Source organism: Vibrio sp. SBT000027 (assembly GCF_963894355.1).
Classification (GTDB): domain Bacteria; phylum Pseudomonadota; class Gammaproteobacteria; order Enterobacterales; family Vibrionaceae; genus Vibrio; species Vibrio splendidus.
Map to the genome: position 1 here is coordinate 307,597 of NZ_CAWQGD010000004.1, position 19,507 is coordinate 327,103.

Genomic DNA, 19,507 nt, shown 5'->3' on the forward strand with positions numbered 1-19,507 from the left:
CTTTGTTTTTCTCTTAGTCCAAAGTGGTAGTGCAGAGTTTAATTGCGGCTAATGATAGCTTAGCGCGAGCCATTTGAGAACATCGTCTGCTTAACCACTGCAGTTGGTTATGGCATTTTTATGTGTCGTTTTTGCTATTTACCGTTAGTTTTGAGCTAATCGCTGTGCTCTTTTTGTAAACTATCAGGTAACTGGCTGACGTTCCATTGCTGAGTTCCCCATAACAAAATCTCATCCATTGAAGCCTCACAGAGGGCATGCGGGATACCAAAACCTAAGAATCGCATAGCGTCGAGCAGCGTTGGTTTTGGGTTGTCGAGATCGATCGCGGTGGCATGGTTCTGTTTTGACAGTTTATTCCCCAAGCCATCGGTTGCCAATGGTAAGTGCAAGTAACTCACGGTTTTTTGCTTGAGTGTCTTATACAAACTGATTTGTCGGCCTGTAGGCTCTATCAGGTCAGCGCCTCTTACGACTTCTGTTACCCCTTGATCGATGTCATCAAGGACAACCGCCAAGTTATAGGCAAACAATCCATCTCTGCGTTTGATAATAAAATCTTCTTCAGCCAATGCTTTAGGGATTTGAATCGTACTGTGACGAACATCGTCAAAAGACTCGACTGGAAAGTCCATGCACAAGCGCACGGCTTGTTCGCCTGAATCAATCAAACCTGCGTCTCGGCAGTGACCATTATAAAAACCACCCAGAGACTTTACCTGCTTGCGTGTGCATTGGCAGTAGTAGGCTTGATTGTCAGCGACCCATTGATCGATTTGAGCTTGATACAAGCCATGACGCTGGCTTTGATAGACGACTTCACCATCCCAAAATAGATGGTAAGCCTCAAGCGTCTTAAGAATGAGGTCTGCAGCGCCGGCCATTTCTCTTGGTGGGTCGAGGTCTTCCATGCGAACTAACCATTGTCCTTGGTTAGATTTCGCTTGAAAGTAGCTACCAAGAGCAGCAACTAGTGATCCAAAATGAAGAGGACCTGACGGTGATGGTGCAAAGCGCCCGATATAATTCATAAGTGAAAAACCTAATCTTGATGGTACCGCAGTAGCCGATTCTTAAGACGTTTATCTATTACTTTGGTTCGTTTAGTCATCGTATTAATACGTACAAACAAGTCAAAGCTGTTGATTTACTATCAAAATCTTGAAATATTCAGCTTGGATAACAAACAAAAAAGGGAGCCAAAGCTCCCTTTTTTACATCCGCAAGAATTAACCTTGCATCTGTTTCTCTTTGATCTCTGCAAGTGTTTTACAGTCAATACAAAGGTCAGCAGTTGGACGAGCTTCAAGACGACGAATGCCAATCTCGACACCGCAAGAGTCACAGAAGCCGAAATCGTCTTCTTCGATCTTGTCTAGTGTCTTCTCAATTTTCTTGATAAGACGGCGCTCACGGTCACGGTTACGTAACTCTAGGCTGAATTCTTCTTCTTGAGAAGCACGGTCAACTGGGTCTGGAAAATTTGCTGCTTCGTCCTGCATGTGGTGCACAGTACGATCAACTTCTTCCCTGAGCTGGTTGCGCCAAGCTGCTAAAATTTTTGTAAAATGTTCCGTTTGCTCAGGTGACATGTATTCTTCACCTGGCTTTGCTTGGTACGGTTCAACACCTGCGATGGCTAGGATGCCTAGCGCTTTTTTCTTAGATTCTGGCATACAGCATCTCCTATTTACACCTAGTCAACTGCAAAGCAGCTAATTTTAAGGCGGGTATCTATAGCAGAAAGAACGAATGGTGGCAAATACTCTTGTTCAAACTTGCAATCAATGTGAATAGTTCAGCATTTTTGCTTAGCTATTGATAAATTCAACAGCTTGTTTTAGTTGTATTTGAGTACTGCTGAGCTCTGCTTTATAGCAAAGCACTTCAACACCAGCGTCTTGTGCTTGTTTAAGTAATAACGAATATTTGGCGTCTATATGGTGTGCCGCAGACACTTTTTCAATACCTGAATGCAAAACAGTGAATAAAAGTACGGCTCTATTTCCAGATTCGACCATTTCTGTGAGTTCACGCAGATGTTTCTGGCCTCTAGTGGTGACCGCATCAGGGAAAAAGCCTTGTCCTTTGGTTGACGTTTTTTGCTTAGTTGATATTTGTTGCTTAGTGGACGTTTGTTGTTCGTCGAGCAAAGTGACGCTTTTTACTTCGATATAGCAAGGCGGCTTTTCGTTATCTTCAAGCAGAATATCAATTCGACTATTCTCACTGCCATATTTCACTTCGGTTCGTAACGCGTTATAGCCTAAGAGTTCAACTATAGTATTATTTTCAATTGCTTCCACTGCCAACTGGTTTGCTCGCGCAGTATTTACACAAATACGGTGACCTTTGTCTGTTTCTGAGATCTCCCAGCTGTTTGGGTATTTTCTTTTTACATTATCTGAGGTTGAGTACCACACCGTATTGCCAGGGGTCGCACATCCCGTCATTGCTCCTGTGTTAGCGCAATGAATAGTACGTTCGCTGCCGTCTGGAAGTTGGATGTCAGTGAGAAAACGTTTATAGCGTTTAATAAGAGTCGCTGGCTCTAATGGAGGATTGAAGTGCATATTACTTATTTAGACAGGTAGGTTTTTATGTACAATGTTGCCAACATTACACCACAAGGTTCTCCCATTGCCACAACTGCCCATAGAAGCTGTGATGCCAGATCTGCTCGCTGGCGTAGAAACACACACTCAACTTATTCTAAAGGCCGCTCCCGGTGCGGGTAAGTCAACATTCTTCCCTTTACAGTTAGTTAAGACCAACGCCGTTCAAGGCAAAATCATTATGCTTGAACCGAGGCGTTTGGCGGCAAGGAATATCGCAACTTACTTAGCCAACCAATTGGGAGAAAAAGTGGGAGAGAGCATAGGTTTTAGAGTTCGTGGTGAATCTAAAACCAGCAGTGCGACTCGCTTGGAAATCGTAACCGAAGGGATTATGACGAGAATGATCCAAACCGACCCTGAATTGACTGGGGTTGATATGGTGATCTTTGATGAGTTTCATGAGCGCAGTATCCATGCAGATACCGCGCTGGCCTTTAGTTTGGAGATCCAAGAAGCACTGCGTGATGATCTAAAAGTGGTGGTGATGTCGGCAACCTTAGATCAACACGCGCTGCAATCTTTGTTGCCTGATGCCAAGTATGTTGAATCACAAGGGCGAACTTTCCCGGTCGACTTCCGTTATCAGCCATTAGGCTCGAATGAATATTTAGCCCCTAATATGGCCAACGTGATTCGTTCTCTGATGGAGAAACAGTCAGGCTCACTTTTGGCTTTCTTGCCGGGTGTCTCGGAGATAAAACAAGTCGAATCTCAACTAGAACAACTCGCCAGCGATATCGATGTGTGTCCTTTGTACGGTCAGCTCAGCTTTCCTCAACAACAAAAAGCGATCGCGCCATCAGAGAAAGGGCGTCGAAAAGTGGTGTTAGCGACCAATATTGCTGAGACTTCTTTAACGATTGAAGGCATTCGACTGGTGGTCGATTCCGGGCTTGAACGTGTGGCAAAGTTCGATCTGAAAACCGGTATTACTAAGCTCGAGCAAGTGAAAATCTCGCAATCTTCAGCTGAACAAAGAGCGGGTCGTGCAGGGCGAATCGAAGAGGGCTTGTGTGTTCGCTTGTACAGTGAAACACAGTTGATGCAGCAACCTGCTGTGCCAGAACCTGAGATTCTTCATTCTGATTTGTCTTCGTTGGTGTCTGAATTGACACAATGGGGAGCCGCAAGTGCTGATGAATTGCAATGGTTAGACATTCCACCGAAAGCTTCAACAGAACAAGCCAAGCAACTCTTACAAAACCTGGAACTGTTAGACGGTAATGGTCAATTTACGGCACTAGGAAAACAGGCTCAACGCTTAGGACTTGAACCTCGCATCGCCAGTATGTTGGTTAAAGCGCAACAAAGCAGCCAAGAACTACTGAATGTCGCGATTGTTGCTGCCGCTTTACTTGAAGAGCCAGAGCGCAATGTGACGGATATTCAGCATTCGTTGCATCGACTGAAGCAAAGAAAACACTCAAAAAATAGCGTTGTGATGCAGCGAGCGAAAAGTCTCGCCAGCAAACTCAAACATCACTTAGATTTGTCACAAGTTGACGAATCATTGCTACCATTAGTGCTTTGTTTTGCCTTCCCAGACCGAATTGCACAAGTGAGAAGCGCAACCAGCAGTGCTTTCCTTCTTGCGAATGGCCACGGGGCTGAGGTTCGTGACGATGATCCATTGGCGAACAATGACTATATCGTAGTAATTGATTTGATGCGCAGTACAGGGCGAGCCAGTCAGATTTTCTTAGCCACTGCCGTTGATATTTCGCAGCTAGAAGCTGAATTCCCAAAACTGTTTGTGCGTTCCGATTACGCCGATTGGGATGAAAAACGTGGCCGCTTAGTGGCAGAGCAGCGAGTGTCTTTGGGCAAGTTGATTATCAGCACCAAAGCTTTACCAGAGCCTGATGCGAATCAGGCGAGCAAAGCGCTACTCAATTATATCGCTCGATGCGGGCTGGATCGCTTACATTGGACCCCTTCGGCTAAACAGCTGGTTGAGCGGGTACGCTGTGCAGAACTTTGGATGCCTGAGCATGATTGGCCAGCGATGGATGATGCGAGTTTAGTTGAACATCTTGATGAGTGGCTGTCGCCGTATTTAAATGGCATTAAGTCTGCCAAAGGGCTGTCGAATGTATCGATTGAACAAGCACTGTCGGCATACCTTGGTTGGCCGTTGAATCAAGAAATTGATCAATGGCTGCCTACCGACTATCTGATGCCGACGGGCAGTAAAAAAGCAATTCGCTACCAGTATCAGTCTGAGCCAGTGATCTCAGTACGAATGCAGGAAGTCTTTGGTGAACAAGACTCGCCATTGATCGCGCAAGGGCGTAAAAAAGTGGTGCTTGAGCTACTTTCTCCAGCTCAGCGACCACTACAAATTACTCAAGATTTAGCTGGCTTTTGGGCTGGCGCGTACAAAGAAGTACAAAAAGAAATGAAAGGCCGTTACCCAAAACATCCTTGGCCAGATGACCCTGCTAATCATGTAGCAACCACTAAAACTAAACGACAGTTGAATCGATGATGACCAAAATGTTAACGCCAAAAAAGGCACCACCTAAAAAAGCGCCAGCAAAGAAGTCACCAGCGACCAAAGCCAAGCCTAGAAAGCCAAGAGCAGCAGCGAAAAAGACTAAACCTAAAGCTAAGCCGCCTGGCAAGAGAGGTTGGTTGAAGATCCTGTGGGGCATTTCTTGGAAAGCCGGCTTGGCACTTGCTGCATTGCTGTTGTTCGTCGGTATTTATCTTGATTCAGTGGTCAAGCAGCGTTTTGAAGGTCAGTTGTTTGATTTGCCAACCGTGGTTTATGCGCGAGTGCTGGACCTGTCTCCGGGAACTCAGGTGAGTTTGGTGCAGGTTAAGAATGAGCTGGATGTACTCAATTATCGTAAGGTGAACGCCCCTCGTCACCCTGGCGAATACTCTTCTTCCTCAACCAAGATTGAAATGATTCGTCGCCCGTTCGAGTTTGTCGATGGACCGGAAGCGGATCGTCATGTGATGCTGCATTTCAACGGTAACGAGTTAACTCGTATTCAGTCGCTAGAGAAGAAAGGCGACATGGGGTATCTGCGTGTTGAACCGAAAATGCTTGGCATGCTTGAAAAAAGCAGCGATGAGCAGCGTCTGTTCTTAAAACGTAATCAGTTCCCTGAGGTGATGGTTGATGCATTGCTGGCAACCGAAGACCGAAATTTCTATCAGCACGATGGGGTATCGCCACTGGCAATCGCTCGTGCAATGGTGGTCAATGTAAAAGCAGGGCGAACCGTACAAGGTGGCAGTACGTTGACGCAACAATTGGCAAAAAACCTGTTCTTATCTAGCGAGCGCACATTGTGGCGCAAGGTTCGCGAAGCCTACATTGCACTTATCTTGGATCATCGTTACAGCAAAGATCGCATCTTAGAAGCCTACTTAAACGAGGTTTATCTTGGGCAAAATGGTGGGCAAGCGATTCATGGCTTTGGATTAGCATCTCGCTTGTACTTCGGGCAACCGATTCAAGAACTCCGAATCGATCAACTAGCACTGCTGGTCGGCATGGTCAAAGGACCTTCGTATTACAACCCGGTTCGTTACCCTGAGCGAGCGAAGACTCGACGTGATTTGGTTCTACGTTTGCTGATGCAACAAGACATATTGACGCCGAAACAGTACGAAGAAGCCGCAAGCCGAGACTTGGATATTCAAGATAACCCACGTATTGCGAGCCGTCAGCCCGCTTACTTCCAGCAAGTAAACATTGAGCTTAAGAGATATGTCGGTGACCGATTTGAAGCTCAGAAAGGCATTCGAGTCTTTACCTCTCTGGATCCGGTGTCCCAAGATAAGCTAGAAAAGTCGATTGCTCGTAAAGTGCCTGATTTATCTAAAACGGCAGGTAACAAGCTAGAGGCTGCTGCTATTGCCGTGGATAGAAATACTGGTGAAATTCGTGCGATGGTCGGTGGTAAGCGTACTGGTTACGATGGCTTTAACCGTGCTTTGAATGCGAGTCGTCCTATTGGTTCCTTGGTTAAGCCTGCAATCTACTTAACCGCACTAGATCAACCCCAGAAGTACACGTTGGCGACAACATTGAAGGACACGCCACTGAGCTTGAAAGGCAGTAAAGGCAGCGTGTGGAGCCCGAGAAACTTCGATCGTAAGTTCCGTGGCGATGTGCCCTTGTATGTGGCGCTTTCTAAGTCTTACAACGTACCAACGGTTCGTTTGGGCATGCAGTTAGGTATTGATAGCGTTTCGGATACGATTGGAAAACTGGGTGTCGATAAAAACGAAATTCGTCCAGTGCCATCGATGTTTTTGGGTTCATTCTCATTGACCCCATTTCAGGTAGCGCAGATGTACCAAACCATCACCAACTCTGGCCGTATCGCACCTTTGTCTGCGCTTCGTTCAGTTGTTGACAACGATGGTGAGGTTCTATATCAGTCGATCCCTCGTGTATCACAAAGCGTTGACCAGCAAGCAGCTTGGTTGACAACTTATGCCATGAAACGTGGTGTGTCTGAAGGTACGGGGCGTTTCCTGCAAGGTCAGTTTGCATGGGCAGGATTAGCCGGTAAAACGGGCACCAGTAATGACAGCCGAGACAGTTGGTTCGTGGGTGTTGATGGTCGCGAAGTCACTACCATCTGGCTAGGGCGCGATGATAATAAGCCGACTAAACTCACGGGCTCTAGTGGTGCGCTACGTGTCTATGCCGATTATCTGAAACATCGAACTCCAGAGCAGTTACTGTTGCCTTGGCCGAATGGCATTACGACGGCAAGTTTTACTCGAACTTCTCAAGGGGCTTTAGAGTTTGACTGTGACGGTACGGTTAAACTGCCGGTTTGGGATGAGAATGGAAACATTAAAAAGGGTTGTGAAAGTCAACCAAAACAGTGGCTAAAAAAGCTTTTTCAGTGGTAAAGTCGTAAAAGAAAAGAATGACAAGGATAGTTTAAAGAATGATTTCTCGTTGGATAGTGAGCGGCTTAGGCATTGTCGGTACTGTGATCAGTTTTCAGCTGTTTGCATCGACTGTGACACCGGTGGAACAATCTCAGCAAGCTGGACAAGCTCATAAAAGACCAACCGTTGCTGTTGTGCTTGCTGGTGGAGGAGCCAAAGGAGCGGCTCACATTGGTGTACTTAAAGCGCTAGAAGAGATGCAAATTCCGGTCGATTACATTACCGGTACCAGCATGGGTTCTTACGTTGGTGGGCTTTATGCGACAGGGATGAGTGCTGATGAGATTGAAAGTTTTATTTATACGGTTGATTGGAATCGCGGCTATCGTGATCGCGTTAACCGTAGTGATCGCCGAGTGCGTGACAAAGAATATGAAGACCGCTACCAACTGAACACCGATCTCGGTTTAGGTTGGGGCGAAATCAAAGCTAGGAAAGGTGTGGTTCAAGGTCAGAATATGTTGCGTATTCTGCGTGAGACCACAGGTAACCTATCTCCACTCGACTCTTTTGACCATCTTGCTATTCCCTACCGTTCAGTCGCAACCGACATTATTGAGCTTGAAGAAGTGGTCATCGACCATGGTCACCTTGTTGATGCGATGATGGCCAGTATGTCAGTTCCCGGCGCGCTTCCCCCTTATGAATTAGATGGCCGAATGCTGGTTGATGGTGGTGTCACCAATAATATGCCAGTCGACGTTGCTAGAGCGATGGGCGCGGACATCGTCATTGCGGTGGATATCAGTACCAATTACAAAGGCAAAGAAGACTTCACGAATTTTCTAGCGGCAGCTGACCAACTCTCTAATTATTTGGTCCAACGCAGCACTCAAGAGCAAGCTGAAACACTGACTGATGATGATGTTTTCCTGCGTCCTGATGTTGGGCAAATGGAGACGACTGACTTTGATAAAATGCCATCGGCTTTCCTCGCGGGCTATGAAGCCGCTAAGCAGCATACTGATGAGCTTTCTAAGCTGTCACTTTCTAACGCGGACTATCAGAAGTATATCGAGCATAAGCAACAAGCTCGAAAGCAGCTGAAACATGGCGATCAAACTGTCGTCGATAGGGTGGTCATCAACAACAACACCCACTATTCAGATAAGTTGATCGAAAACCGCTTAAACCTTGATTCTGGTGAGGTTTTGAAAACCAGTGAAATCGAATCTAAAGTGAAAGATCTCTATGCACTGGATAGATTTGAGTTGGTCACTTATGAATTTGACAACGTTGACGGTGAAGACCAACTTCAAGTCGATGTGAACGAAAAGTCTTGGGGCCCAAACTACCTCAACTTTCGATTCTTTCTTGAAGATGATTTCTCTACTACCAGTCAGTACTCGATCGGTGTCTCAGCCAACTTTACCGATATTAATAAGCATGGTGCAGAGCTAAGAACTAACGTCGAGATGGGTACTGACAAACGAATTGAAGCGGAACTTTACTCGCCCTTCTTTTCGAGTCAAAAACTGTTCACTTCTGCATCGATTGTTTACAGTAAGGAAAACAGAAACTTGTCCGTGGTTGAGGGGGAGGTTGGAGAGCCGACATTAGAGGCGACTACAGACTATGTCCCACTGACTTATAGTGAATATGTCGGTGAATTAGCATTAGGCTATCAACCGACGTTGTGGCAAGAACTGAAATTTGGTGCTCGTTATACTGATGGGGGTTTGGAGGTTTCTTCGCTACCATCTTTTGGTAACGGAGCGTATACACGTATAGGCGGGTTTATTAGTTATCGACTCGATACTTTAGATAATTTTAGTTTGCCAACGGAAGGTTACTTTGTCGATTTAGAATATCTTGTTTCCCATGATGACTTTGAGGACAACACGTCTGGAGATACCCCGGATCTAGGGTCTGAAAGCGATACGGTTTATGAGTTTTCGGCTAATTTCATGGCAGCAAAGAGTATTGAGAAGCATACTTTAGTCGCAAAGCTTGATTACGGTATTGTAGAGAGTAAGAACTCGATTTTTCCTATTGATCCCAAAGAGCTTGGCGGTTTCTTAAACCTGTCAGGTATTCCAAGGAATAGTATGATAGGTCAGAACCTGGCCTACACCAGCCTTATCTATCGTTATAAGTGGTTTGAAAATGACTTCGGCCTCTTTAAATCACCGTTCTACGTAGGTGCATCCATAGAACATGGTGGTGTTTGGTCGAACAATGATTTAACCATTGATGAAGCACCAATGTACACCGCAGGTTCTGTTTTTGCAGGTGTCGATTCGCCAATAGGACCGATCATTTTGGCTTATGGCCGAACTGAAGATAACTATGATTCGGTCTATTTGATTGTCGGTACTTCCTACAAATAATCATGCGTAGAGTAGCCGTTTAACTGCGTAATTAGGCAAAAATAGTGGGACTTTCGTCTTAACTTGCTATGTTGGTCAAAATGATAAGATTTTAATTTAACGTTAAATTTGCTATTCTATCGCCCACAGTTTGGCCTCTATGACGCCGCTCATCAATACAAATTGAATGACAAAAATGGCAATGGAGAGCCAAGTTTCCAAGGATGTTCACTTCTTTATTTTACTAACAATTATGAAGGTAAGAAGTGAACCGCAATGAGAGGAAAAAAGTCGTGCTTGAAGCCTACCGTAAACACGTCGAAGAACGTGCTGCCGAGGGAGTTGTTCCAAAACCACTAGATGCTGAGCAGGTAGCTGGCCTAGTTGAACTTCTGAAGAATCCACCTCAAGGTGAAGAAGAAATCATTCTTGACCTACTAGAAAACCGCATTCCACCGGGTGTAGATGAAGCTGCTTATGTAAAAGCGGGCTTTCTTACGGCTATCACTAAAGGTGAAGTGACGTCTCCACTAGTAAGCAAAGCAAAAGCTGCACAACTGCTTGGTACTATGCAAGGCGGTTACAACATCGAATCTCTAGTATCTCTACTAGATGACGCTGAACTTGCTCCAATCGCTGTTAAAGCCCTGTCTCATACTTTACTTATGTTCGATGCGTTCTACGACGTAGAAGAGAAAGCGAAAGCAGGTAATGCTTCAGCACAACAAGTGCTTCAATCTTGGGCTGATGCTGAATGGTTTACAGCTAAAGACAAAGTAGCGGAAAAAATTACCGTTAAAGTATTTAAAGTCACTGGTGAAACGAATACCGATGACCTATCTCCAGCGCCTGATGCATGGTCACGTCCTGATATCCCAGTACACGCGAAAGCGATGCTGAAAATGGAACGTGATGGCATTACTCCTGACGAACAGGGTAATGTTGGTCCAATCAAACAGATTGAAGAAATGCAAAAAGACGGCATTCAACTGGCTTACGTTGGTGATGTTGTTGGTACAGGTTCTTCACGTAAATCGGCAACGAACTCAGTGCTTTGGTTTATGGGCGAAGATATCCCATTTGTACCAAACAAGCGTACTGGCGGTGTTTGTCTTGGTGGTAAAATTGCACCAATCTTCTACAACACAATGGAAGATTCAGGCGCACTACCCATTGAACTGAACGTACAAGACATGAACATGGGCGATATCATTGATATCTACCCGTACGAAGGTGTTGTTCACAAGAACGGTTCTGTGATTTCAAACTTTGAACTAGGCAAAGTTTTGCTAGACGAAGTTCGTGCTGGTGGCCGTATTCCACTGATCATTGGTCGTGGCCTAACAGGTCGTGCTCGTGATGCTCTAGGCCTAGCTGAAACAGACCTGTTTGCTAAACCAATCGATCCATTAGCTTCTGATAAAGGCTACACGCTAGCTCAGAAGATGGTAGGTAAAGCGTGTGGCGTTGAAGGTGTACGTGCTGGTCAGTACTGTGAACCTAAAATGACGACAGTGGGTTCTCAAGATACTACGGGTCCTATGACTCGTGATGAACTTAAAGATCTGGCGTGTCTTGGTTTCTCAGCAGACCTTGTAATGCAGTCTTTCTGTCACACATCTGCATACCCTAAACCGGTTGATGTAAACACTCACCATACGCTACCTGATTTCATCATGAACCGTGCGGGTGTTTCACTTCGTCCGGGTGATGGTGTTATTCACTCATGGCTAAACCGTATGCTTCTTCCTGATACTGTAGGTACAGGTGGTGACTCGCATACTCGTTTCCCTCTTGGTATTTCATTCCCTGCGGGTTCTGGCTTGGTCGCATTTGCGGCGGCAACAGGTGTTATGCCTCTTGATATGCCTGAATCTATCTTGGTTCGCTTTAAAGGCGAAATGCAACCGGGTATCACACTACGTGACCTAGTACATGCAATTCCGCTTTACGGTATCAAGCAAGGTCTACTAACGGTAGAGAAAGCAGGTAAGATCAACGAATTCTCTGGTCGTGTACTAGAAATTGAAGGTGTTGAACACCTGTCTGTAGAGCAAGCATTTGAGCTTTCTGATGCATCTGCTGAGCGTTCAGCTGCAGGTTGTACCGTTAAGCTATCTCAAGAGTCTATCGATGAGTACCTGAACTCGAATATCGTTATGCTTAAGTGGATGATTGCTGAAGGTTACGGTGATGTTCGTACGATTGAGCGTCGTATTACGGCAATGGAAGAGTGGGTAGCGAATCCTGAGTTGCTATCTGCTGATTCAGATGCGGAATACGCGCATGTTATCGAGATTGATCTTGCTGATATTGACCAACCAATCCTATGTGCGCCAAACGATCCAGATGATGCTCGTCTTCTTTCTGATGTTCAAGGGACAGAGATTCAAGAAGTGTTCATCGGTTCTTGTATGACCAACATTGGTCACTTCCGTGCTGCAGGTAAGATGTTAGAAGAGTTTAACGGCTCACTAAATACTCGCCTATGGGTTGCTCCGCCAACGAAGATGGATAAAGACCAACTGACAGAAGAAGGCTACTACGGCATCTTCGGTCGTGCTGGGGTACGTATCGAAACTCCTGGCTGTTCACTATGTATGGGTAACCAAGCTCGTGTTGCTGATGCTTCGACGGTTATGTCGACGTCAACGCGTAACTTCCCGAACCGTTTGGGTAATGGTGCGAACGTTTACCTAGCTTCTGCTGAGCTTTCTGCTGTTGGTGCGATTCTTGGTCGTATCCCAACGAAAGAAGAGTACCTAGAGTACGCTGAGAAGATTAATGCAACCGCTGCTGATACATACCGTTACCTGAACTTCCATAAAATGGGTCAGTACACGGAGAAAGCAGATACCGTTATCTTCCAAGAGCCAGCTTAGTTCCTCGTTATATTTGTAGCTGCAGCGTTGTTGACTGCGTACGTTCCCCCTAATCACATAGAGCTTCTATGCTCATAGGGATGAACGTACTTGTCGCCTAGCTGCAACTCCAACTATTTAGAGGAACCCAAATGATAGAGCGTCTACTTCGGTAGGCGTTTTTTTATGTCTGAATGTTAGTTTACGAGCGACTCGATCTCTTGATGACTTCGCTATATACTCTCGCCTCATTTTTTACCCTATCTGTCATTAGTGCGCGGAGCCTTTATGGAATTTGAATTTACACGAAACACTTTAATGGGCGAGTACTATGTAAAGTGCAGCATGGGTCATGAAATTGTTGGCCGCTGGCTTCAAGAAGAGATCGGGAAAGATAAGCAGAAACTGGATCACGTGATGGCGTTGATTGAACAATCTCGACAGGATCTGAGTAATGAAGTGACGCTGCTTGGCAAAGAGATCAGCCTTGCTATCAATGAAGATGACGTAACGATTCAGGAAAACGTGTTAGCGCATGAGCAAGAGATGGAAGAGGGCAGTGAATTCGACTTCTATAACTGTGAAAGCCAAGCAAGCTGTGGAATCGATGATTTCGAGCGACTTATCGAACGCTGGATGGACTTTTTAGGCTATTAAGGTCTAACTTTCTACTCGCTAGTTAGCCCCTATTCTTAAGTCATTTAGAGCTTTGAAGGCTTGGTTGCCCAAAACTGGAGCAACAATAGCGCAACGCATTAAGATAGTGAAAAGGCCGCACCATATTGGTGCGGCTTTTTTCGTTTTTATGACCTTATCATTTACATATTATTTAAAATCAATGACTTAAAGTTTTGGCACGCTACTTGGATTGTAATAAGAGAATTAACGGATTAAGTGAAGAATTTAAGGAACGAATATGAAATTAATAAATGCCATTGTTAAGCCATTCAAATTAGACGATGTACGCGAAGCGCTCTCTGATGTGGGTATTGAAGGTATGACAGTTTCTGAAGTGAAAGGTTTTGGTCGTCAGAAGGGACACACTGAATTGTATCGTGGTGCGGAGTACCAAGTGGATTTCCTACCAAAAGTGAAGCTAGAGATTGCTACCCAAGCTGAAAACGTTGACCGAGTTGTTGAAGCGATTAGCCAAGCAGCACATACCGGAAAAATCGGTGATGGCAAAATTTTTGTGTATGACCTAAGCCAAGCCGTACGTATTCGTACTGGTGAAATGGATGCTGAAGCACTTTAAAGAATTACAAGGACTGGAGACTTTAATATGGAACTTACGACAACAGTAATGGAACTACGTTACGCACTAGACACTTTTTTCTTCCTCATTTCAGGTGCGTTGGTCATGTGGATGGCAGCAGGCTTCGCAATGCTTGAAGCTGGCCTAGTTCGTTCAAAGAACACCACAGAAATTTTAACCAAGAACATCTGTTTATACGCTATTGCTTGTACGACTTTCTTAGTGGTTGGCTACAACATTATGTACGTAGATAACGGTGAAGGTGGTTGGTTGCCTTCATTTGGTACTTTAATTGGTACTCAAGGTGAAGGCGCAGACCATTCACTAGAATCTGACTTCTTCTTCCAAGTTGTGTTCGTTGCAACGGCAATGTCGGTCGTTTCGGGCGCAGTGGCCGAGCGTATGAAGCTTTGGTCATTCCTTATCTTCTCTGTGGTTCTAACAGCGTTTATCTACCCAATGGAAGGTTACTGGACTTGGGGTGGAGGCTTCCTATCAGAAGCAGGTTTCAGTGATTTCGCAGGTTCAGGTATCGTGCATATGGCTGGTGCTTCGGCTGCGCTTGCTGGCGTATTGTTACTCGGTGCTCGTCGAGGTAAATACGGTAAAAATGGTGAAATCTACCCAATCCCTGGTTCAAACATGCCGTTAGCAACATTAGGTACGTTCATCTTATGGTTTGGTTGGTTCGGCTTCAACGGCGGTTCTCAGCTAATGGTTTCAGACTTTGAAAACGCGACAGCGGTTGGCCAGATCTTCCTTAACACCAACGCAGCAGCAGCAGCTGGCGCAATCGCAGCATTACTAGTATGTAAAACAACTTGGGGTAAAGCAGACTTAACAATGATTCTTAACGGTGCGTTAGCTGGCCTAGTAGCAATCACTGCAGACCCTCTATCACCATCACCTTTATTTTCTGTAGCGATTGGTTCGGTATCTGGTGCCTTGGTTGTATTCAGCATCATTGCTCTAGATAAAGTGAAGATTGATGATCCAGTGGGTGCTATCTCAGTTCACGGTGTATGTGGCTTCTTCGGTCTAATGGCTGTGCCTCTAAGCAACGCGGCTGCAACGTTTGGTGCTCAACTATTGGGTGCAGCAGTAATCTTTGCATGGGTATTCGGAGCTAGCCTAGCGGTATGGGCAGTGCTTAAAGCAACAATTGGTATCCGTGTAACCGAAGATGAAGAACTAGAAGGTATGGACATGCACGATTGTGGTGTTGGCGCTTACCCTGAATTTGTATCAGTCAAGTAATCAAAGAATAAAGCTTAATGTAGACAAAGAGTAAGCTAGTTTAAGAAACCCCATAACCATTGGTTATGGGGTTTCTTGTTATTTATGTCTAAGCAACAATGATCTTTCAAGAGAGAGTGAGCGAGTATTTTGAATAGGAGATGATATGAATATCTCTTGAAATACATTGTTACAAAAGTGCGAGCTTGATGGTGCTGAGTAGACGAATTTTTTGTCGGACATCATTGTAATTATGTTACTGATGAATATAATAACGCAACTGATATAGATTATCATTTCGATATAAAGGATTTTACAATGAAAAAACTGCTAACACTTTCAGCTCTAGCGTGTAGTGTGATTGCCCCGACAGCAATGGCTGCGGAAGAAGTGAACGTATACTCTTACCGTCAACCTTTCCTAGTTGAGCCTATGTTCAAGGAATTCACGAAAGAGACTGGCATTAAAGTAAACGTTAAGTTTGCTAAAAAAGGTTTAGCAGAGAAGTTAGCTCAAGAGGGTGAATACAGCCCAGCTGACGTTGTATTAACTGTCGATATCAGTCGTTTATCTGAACTAACTAAACAAGGTCTAGTTCAGTCTGTTGAAAGTGATGTACTTGAAAAGAACATCCCTGCTCAGTACCAAGATACTGCTAACGAGTGGTTTGCTCTAACAACTCGTACGCGTAGCGTTTATTCTTCACGTGACCGTGTTGGTCGTCTAGGCGAAGAGTTCACTTACGAAGATCTAACTAAGCCTGAATTTAAAGGCAAAATCTGTACTCGTAGCGGTAAGCACCCATACAATGTTTCTCTAGTATCTTCGATGATCGCTCACAAAGGTGAAGCTGAAACGAAAGAGTGGCTAGAAGGCGTAAAAGCAAACCTAGCACGTAAGCCTCAAGGCAACGATCGCGCACAAGTTAAAGCGATTAAAGAAGGTCTATGTGATGTTGCTCTTGGCAACAGCTACTACCTAGGTAAGATGGTTAACGATAAAGAGCAAAAAGCTTGGGCTGACTCTGTTTACATTAACTTCCCTAACCAAGAGACAACAGGTACTCACGTGAATATCTCTGGTATGGCAATGGCTAAATACTCTCCAAACGAAGAGAATGCCGTTAAGCTAATGGAATTCCTATCTGGTAACACAGCGCAAAGCATGTACGCAGAAGTGAACTACGAATACCCAGTGAAAGCAGACGTTAAACCTTCTGAGCTTGTTGCTTCATGGGGTGAATTCAAAGCTGATACAATTTCTCTAGACCAGATCGCTGACCACCACGCAGCAGCAATCAAGTTATTAGATGAAGTTAAGTTCGATCTTTAATTTATTACTGTAGGCTTCGGCCCAAGTAAAATGACAACCTCAAGTCGCCATTTTCGGTCACTTGGGGTTGTTTGTTTTTGGAAAATCACTTTTTGATACAAAGCTCGTCGTTGATCCCTTGAGTTATTAGCATCTCACCTTGAAGTCGTTACAGTATATGGGTATAAATAACCCCACCATTAAAAGGATATGAGATGTATTTGCAAATGCATTTGTGTTTCATTAAGCCTCGTTGTAGTTAGGCGATGAAAGAAAAGAATTATTTATGGAACACCAGTAGCGGCATTATTGCAGTATTGCTGGTTTTACCGATCTTAGCGATTTTTACGACGGCTGTTGGAGAAACAGATGAGCTATTTTCTCATCTGATGTCCACAGTGATGCCCACCTATGCTTACAATACGGTGGTTTTAGTCATAGGAACCATGTTCCTGTCTTTAGTTTTTGGTATTCCGTCTGCTTGGATTATGGCAATGTGCCGTGTGCCGGGTGAGCGTGTTTTACAGTGGGCACTGGTACTGCCATTAGCTATGCCAGGCTATATTGTCGGGTATATCTTTACCGATTGGTTCGACTTTGCAGGCCCTGTTCAAGTGCTACTGCGAGATCTGACTGGGTGGGGGCCCGGTGAGTATTGGTTCCCGGATATTAGAACCTTATCGGGTGCCATTATTGTTCTGTCCCTCGTTCTTTACCCTTATGTTTACTTGTTGTGCCGCGCGGCCTTTATGGAGCAAAACGTCTCCTTATTACAATCCGCTCGGTTGCTAAAATGCTCACCTTGGGAAAGCTTTCGTCGTATCTCTTTACCGCTTGTTCGTCCTTCTATGGCGGTAGGTCTATCGCTTGTCGCAATGGAAACCATCGGTGACTTTGGTACCGTGAGTTACTTTGCAGTCAACACCTTAACGACAGCGGTTTACGATACCTGGTTAGGTTACTCAAGTTTAACGGCTGCAGCGAAAATATCGGCAATTATGCTGGTTATCGTGATCCTACTGTTGAGTTCAGAGCGCTATAGCCGTCGTAAACAGAAACTGTTCCAGAATCAATTCAGCAGTCGTGAAGACTTTCGCTACGACCTGTCCGGTTGGAAAAAATGGTTGGCACTGTTCTGGTGTTGGGGATTAGTGTGCGTTGCATTCTTGTTCCCTCTTGGCCAGTTGATGATCTATGCCTACAAATACTTTGCGCAAAGTTGGACGCCTGAATTCAGAGAGTATGCGGTTAACAGCCTTTATGTGTCAGTAGTCGCGGCGATTATTGGCGTTATCATTGCGATGATTGTGAATTTTAATCAGCGTGTTAGCCCAGGTAAGAAAAATCAGGCTTACATGCGTATTGCTTCGATGGGCTATGCCGTCCCAGGCACCGTATTAGCGATTGGCGTGATGGTACCTGTATTGTTTATGGATCACTTGGTCAATGACATTGCTAAAGTGATGGAGTGGGGACGACCTGGTTTGATCTTCTCTGGTTCCATGTTTGCGCTTATCTTTGCAATGGTCGTGCGTTTTTCTGCAGTGGCGATCGGCAGTATCGAAAGTAGCTTGAGTAAAGTATCTCCTTCATTGGATATGGCTTCTAAAACCATGGGTTGTAATACCAACCAGATGTTACGTCGTGTCCATTTGCCTTTGATTAAACGCGGCGCGTTGATCGCAGGTTTACTGGTGTTTATCGAATCAATGAAAGAGCTAAATGCGGCATTGCTGTTACGTCCTTTCAACTTCGAAACATTGGCGACCTATGTTTATAACTATGCCTCAGATGAGCACCTAGAGTTGGCGGCAATGCCTGCTGTATTATTGGTGTTGGTGGGTTTAATTCCTCTGATCATCGTTAACCGTTCTTTGGAGCAGAAACACTAATGAGTTGTGCATTATCAATTAAAGATCTGACTTGCAAATATGAGTCGCAAACCATCTTGGAATCGCTCTCGTTAGAAGTTGAGCATGGTGAAATTGTTTGTCTTCTTGGTGCCAGTGGCTGCGGAAAAACAACTTTGCTTAAGGCGGTTGCAGGCCTGCTTCCATTAAGTAGCGGAATCATGAGCTTGAACTGTCAAACCATTGATGATGGTGATAATTGGTTGCCACCAGAGCAACGAAACATCGGTATGATTTTCCAAGATTACGCCCTGTTTCCGCACCTGACGGTAAACCAGAATGTCGGTTTTGGCCTTAAAGATCTCTCTGATCAGCAAAAGAAAGAGAAAGTCCAAGAGATGTTGGAGCTGGTTCATTTAGATGAATTCGGTGACCGATACCCACATCAACTTTCTGGTGGTCAACAGCAGCGCGTAGCGATTGCTCGTTCTTTAGCATACAAGCCAGATTTATTGTTATTGGATGAACCTTTCTCAAACATCGATACTCAGGTTCGCCATGAGTTGATCTCTCAGATTCGTAAAATATTTAAGAAGCAGGGTGTGACGGCTATTTTTGTGACTCACAGTCGTGAAGAGGCGTTCGCGTTTGCAGATAAGATGGCAGTAATGAACCATGGTGTGATTGAACAGTATGGTTCGGCATCGGAGCTTTATTTCCACCCTTCGAGTAAGTTTGTTGCAGACTTTTTGGGCGGCGGCAGTTACCTCAATGCACAGCGTATTTCAGAGCTGGAGTTTGAAACCAGCTTGGGTGTGGTTGAAGCTAAACCACAAACGGAGATTGAATTTGGCAGTGCGTGTGAGCTTCTTTTAAGACCACAGCATATCCAAGCTAGTTACGAACAAGACAGTGCTATTTCAGTACTAGAGCAGCAATTTATGGGCGACCACTGTCGTTATGTTATTGAAGCACATGGTCAAAAGCTATTGGCAACCTCGTCAGAAGCGCTTGAAGTTGGTATGCCGGTCAACGTAAAAGTGGATACCAAAGGCGTATTGGCGTTCTAATTAGGTACAACTCATAGTACCGATAATTCGTGATGAACTATAAAAAAGCCCAGCACTTTAATCGAAAGTAC

The 19,507-nt window shown here is 44.9% G+C and carries 13 protein-coding genes; 10 read left to right on the top strand and 3 right to left on the bottom strand.

What is annotated here, in order from left to right; all coding sequences use genetic code 11:
- Positions 1-155 precede the first annotated feature (155 nt).
- The 3 genes from gluQRS to sfsA form a co-directional block, all read right to left on the bottom strand.
- Positions 156-1,031: a tRNA glutamyl-Q(34) synthetase GluQRS gene (gluQRS, locus tag AACU28_RS11430; protein ID WP_121602958.1), complete on the bottom strand. Its 876-nt coding sequence runs from the start codon at positions 1,029-1,031 to the stop codon at positions 156-158.
- 198 nt (positions 1,032-1,229) lie between these two features.
- Positions 1,230-1,676, bottom strand: coding sequence for an RNA polymerase-binding protein DksA (gene dksA / locus AACU28_RS11435; protein WP_017073117.1), 447 nt, complete (start codon positions 1,674-1,676; stop codon positions 1,230-1,232).
- Positions 1,677-1,811: 135 nt separating this feature from the next.
- Complete coding sequence (gene sfsA / locus AACU28_RS11440; RefSeq protein ID WP_019350583.1) at positions 1,812-2,573, bottom strand: DNA/RNA nuclease SfsA; 762 nt, start codon at positions 2,571-2,573, stop codon at positions 1,812-1,814.
- A 34-nt stretch (positions 2,574-2,607) separates the two neighbouring features.
- Between sfsA and hrpB the strand changes: the two genes are divergently transcribed.
- The 10 genes from hrpB to AACU28_RS11490 all read left to right on the top strand — a co-directional run bounded on the left by hrpB (position 2,608) and on the right by AACU28_RS11490 (position 19,436).
- The gene (hrpB, locus tag AACU28_RS11445) at positions 2,608-5,106 is read left to right on the top strand and encodes an ATP-dependent helicase HrpB (protein WP_121602959.1); all 2,499 of its coding nucleotides are present in this window, start codon (positions 2,608-2,610) and stop codon (positions 5,104-5,106) included.
- Complete coding sequence (mrcB, locus tag AACU28_RS11450; RefSeq protein ID WP_102572184.1) at positions 5,103-7,502, top strand: penicillin-binding protein 1B; 2,400 nt, start codon at positions 5,103-5,105, stop codon at positions 7,500-7,502. Before hrpB ends, mrcB begins: the two co-directional genes overlap by 4 nt.
- A gap of 38 nt (positions 7,503-7,540) precedes the next feature.
- Complete coding sequence (locus tag AACU28_RS11455) at positions 7,541-9,874, top strand: patatin-like phospholipase family protein (RefSeq protein WP_121602960.1); 2,334 nt, start codon at positions 7,541-7,543, stop codon at positions 9,872-9,874.
- Between the two features lie 272 nt (positions 9,875-10,146).
- Positions 10,147-12,735, top strand: a complete 2,589-nt coding sequence (gene acnB, locus AACU28_RS11460) for a bifunctional aconitate hydratase 2/2-methylisocitrate dehydratase (RefSeq protein WP_026012369.1) — start codon at positions 10,147-10,149, stop codon at positions 12,733-12,735.
- Positions 12,736-13,002: 267 nt separating this feature from the next.
- The gene (locus tag AACU28_RS11465; RefSeq protein ID WP_017088701.1) at positions 13,003-13,371 is read left to right on the top strand and encodes a YacL family protein; all 369 of its coding nucleotides are present in this window, start codon (positions 13,003-13,005) and stop codon (positions 13,369-13,371) included.
- 259 nt (positions 13,372-13,630) lie between these two features.
- Positions 13,631-13,969 carry a P-II family nitrogen regulator gene (glnK, locus tag AACU28_RS11470; protein WP_004738200.1) on the top strand — a complete coding sequence of 113 codons (339 nt, stop codon included), beginning with the start codon at positions 13,631-13,633 and terminating at the stop codon, positions 13,967-13,969.
- 27 nt (positions 13,970-13,996) lie between these two features.
- Entirely contained in the window at positions 13,997-15,226 is a 1,230-nt protein-coding gene (locus AACU28_RS11475; RefSeq protein ID WP_121602961.1) for an ammonium transporter, read from the top strand.
- 297 nt (positions 15,227-15,523) lie between these two features.
- The gene (locus AACU28_RS11480) at positions 15,524-16,537 is read left to right on the top strand and encodes a Fe(3+) ABC transporter substrate-binding protein (RefSeq protein ID WP_017093921.1); all 1,014 of its coding nucleotides are present in this window, start codon (positions 15,524-15,526) and stop codon (positions 16,535-16,537) included.
- Between the two features lie 245 nt (positions 16,538-16,782).
- Complete coding sequence (locus tag AACU28_RS11485) at positions 16,783-18,408, top strand: ABC transporter permease (RefSeq protein ID WP_017088371.1); 1,626 nt, start codon at positions 16,783-16,785, stop codon at positions 18,406-18,408.
- A complete protein-coding gene (locus AACU28_RS11490; RefSeq protein ID WP_004734523.1) occupies positions 18,408-19,436 on the top strand; it encodes an ABC transporter ATP-binding protein in 1,029 nt (342 codons plus the stop codon). The genes AACU28_RS11485 and AACU28_RS11490 overlap by 1 nt, the downstream gene beginning before the upstream one ends.
- The last annotated feature ends 71 nt before the right edge of the window (positions 19,437-19,507 follow it).

Coding starts and splice junctions, on each gene's coding strand:
- AACU28_RS11485 (WP_017088371.1), top strand. CDS start 16,783: ATGAAAGAAAAGAATTATTTATGGAACACCAGTAGCGGCATTATTGCA.
- sfsA (WP_019350583.1), bottom strand. CDS start 2,573: ATGCACTTCAATCCTCCATTAGAGCCAGCGACTCTTATTAAACGCTAT.
- dksA (WP_017073117.1), bottom strand. CDS start 1,676: ATGCCAGAATCTAAGAAAAAAGCGCTAGGCATCCTAGCCATCGCAGGT.
- AACU28_RS11455 (WP_121602960.1), top strand. CDS start 7,541: ATGATTTCTCGTTGGATAGTGAGCGGCTTAGGCATTGTCGGTACTGTG.
- hrpB (WP_121602959.1), top strand. CDS start 2,608: ATGTTGCCAACATTACACCACAAGGTTCTCCCATTGCCACAACTGCCC.
- AACU28_RS11475 (WP_121602961.1), top strand. CDS start 13,997: ATGGAACTTACGACAACAGTAATGGAACTACGTTACGCACTAGACACT.
- gluQRS (WP_121602958.1), bottom strand. CDS start 1,031: ATGAATTATATCGGGCGCTTTGCACCATCACCGTCAGGTCCTCTTCAT.
- AACU28_RS11480 (WP_017093921.1), top strand. CDS start 15,524: ATGAAAAAACTGCTAACACTTTCAGCTCTAGCGTGTAGTGTGATTGCC.
- AACU28_RS11490 (WP_004734523.1), top strand. CDS start 18,408: ATGAGTTGTGCATTATCAATTAAAGATCTGACTTGCAAATATGAGTCG.
- AACU28_RS11465 (WP_017088701.1), top strand. CDS start 13,003: ATGGAATTTGAATTTACACGAAACACTTTAATGGGCGAGTACTATGTA.
- glnK (WP_004738200.1), top strand. CDS start 13,631: ATGAAATTAATAAATGCCATTGTTAAGCCATTCAAATTAGACGATGTA.
- mrcB (WP_102572184.1), top strand. CDS start 5,103: ATGATGACCAAAATGTTAACGCCAAAAAAGGCACCACCTAAAAAAGCG.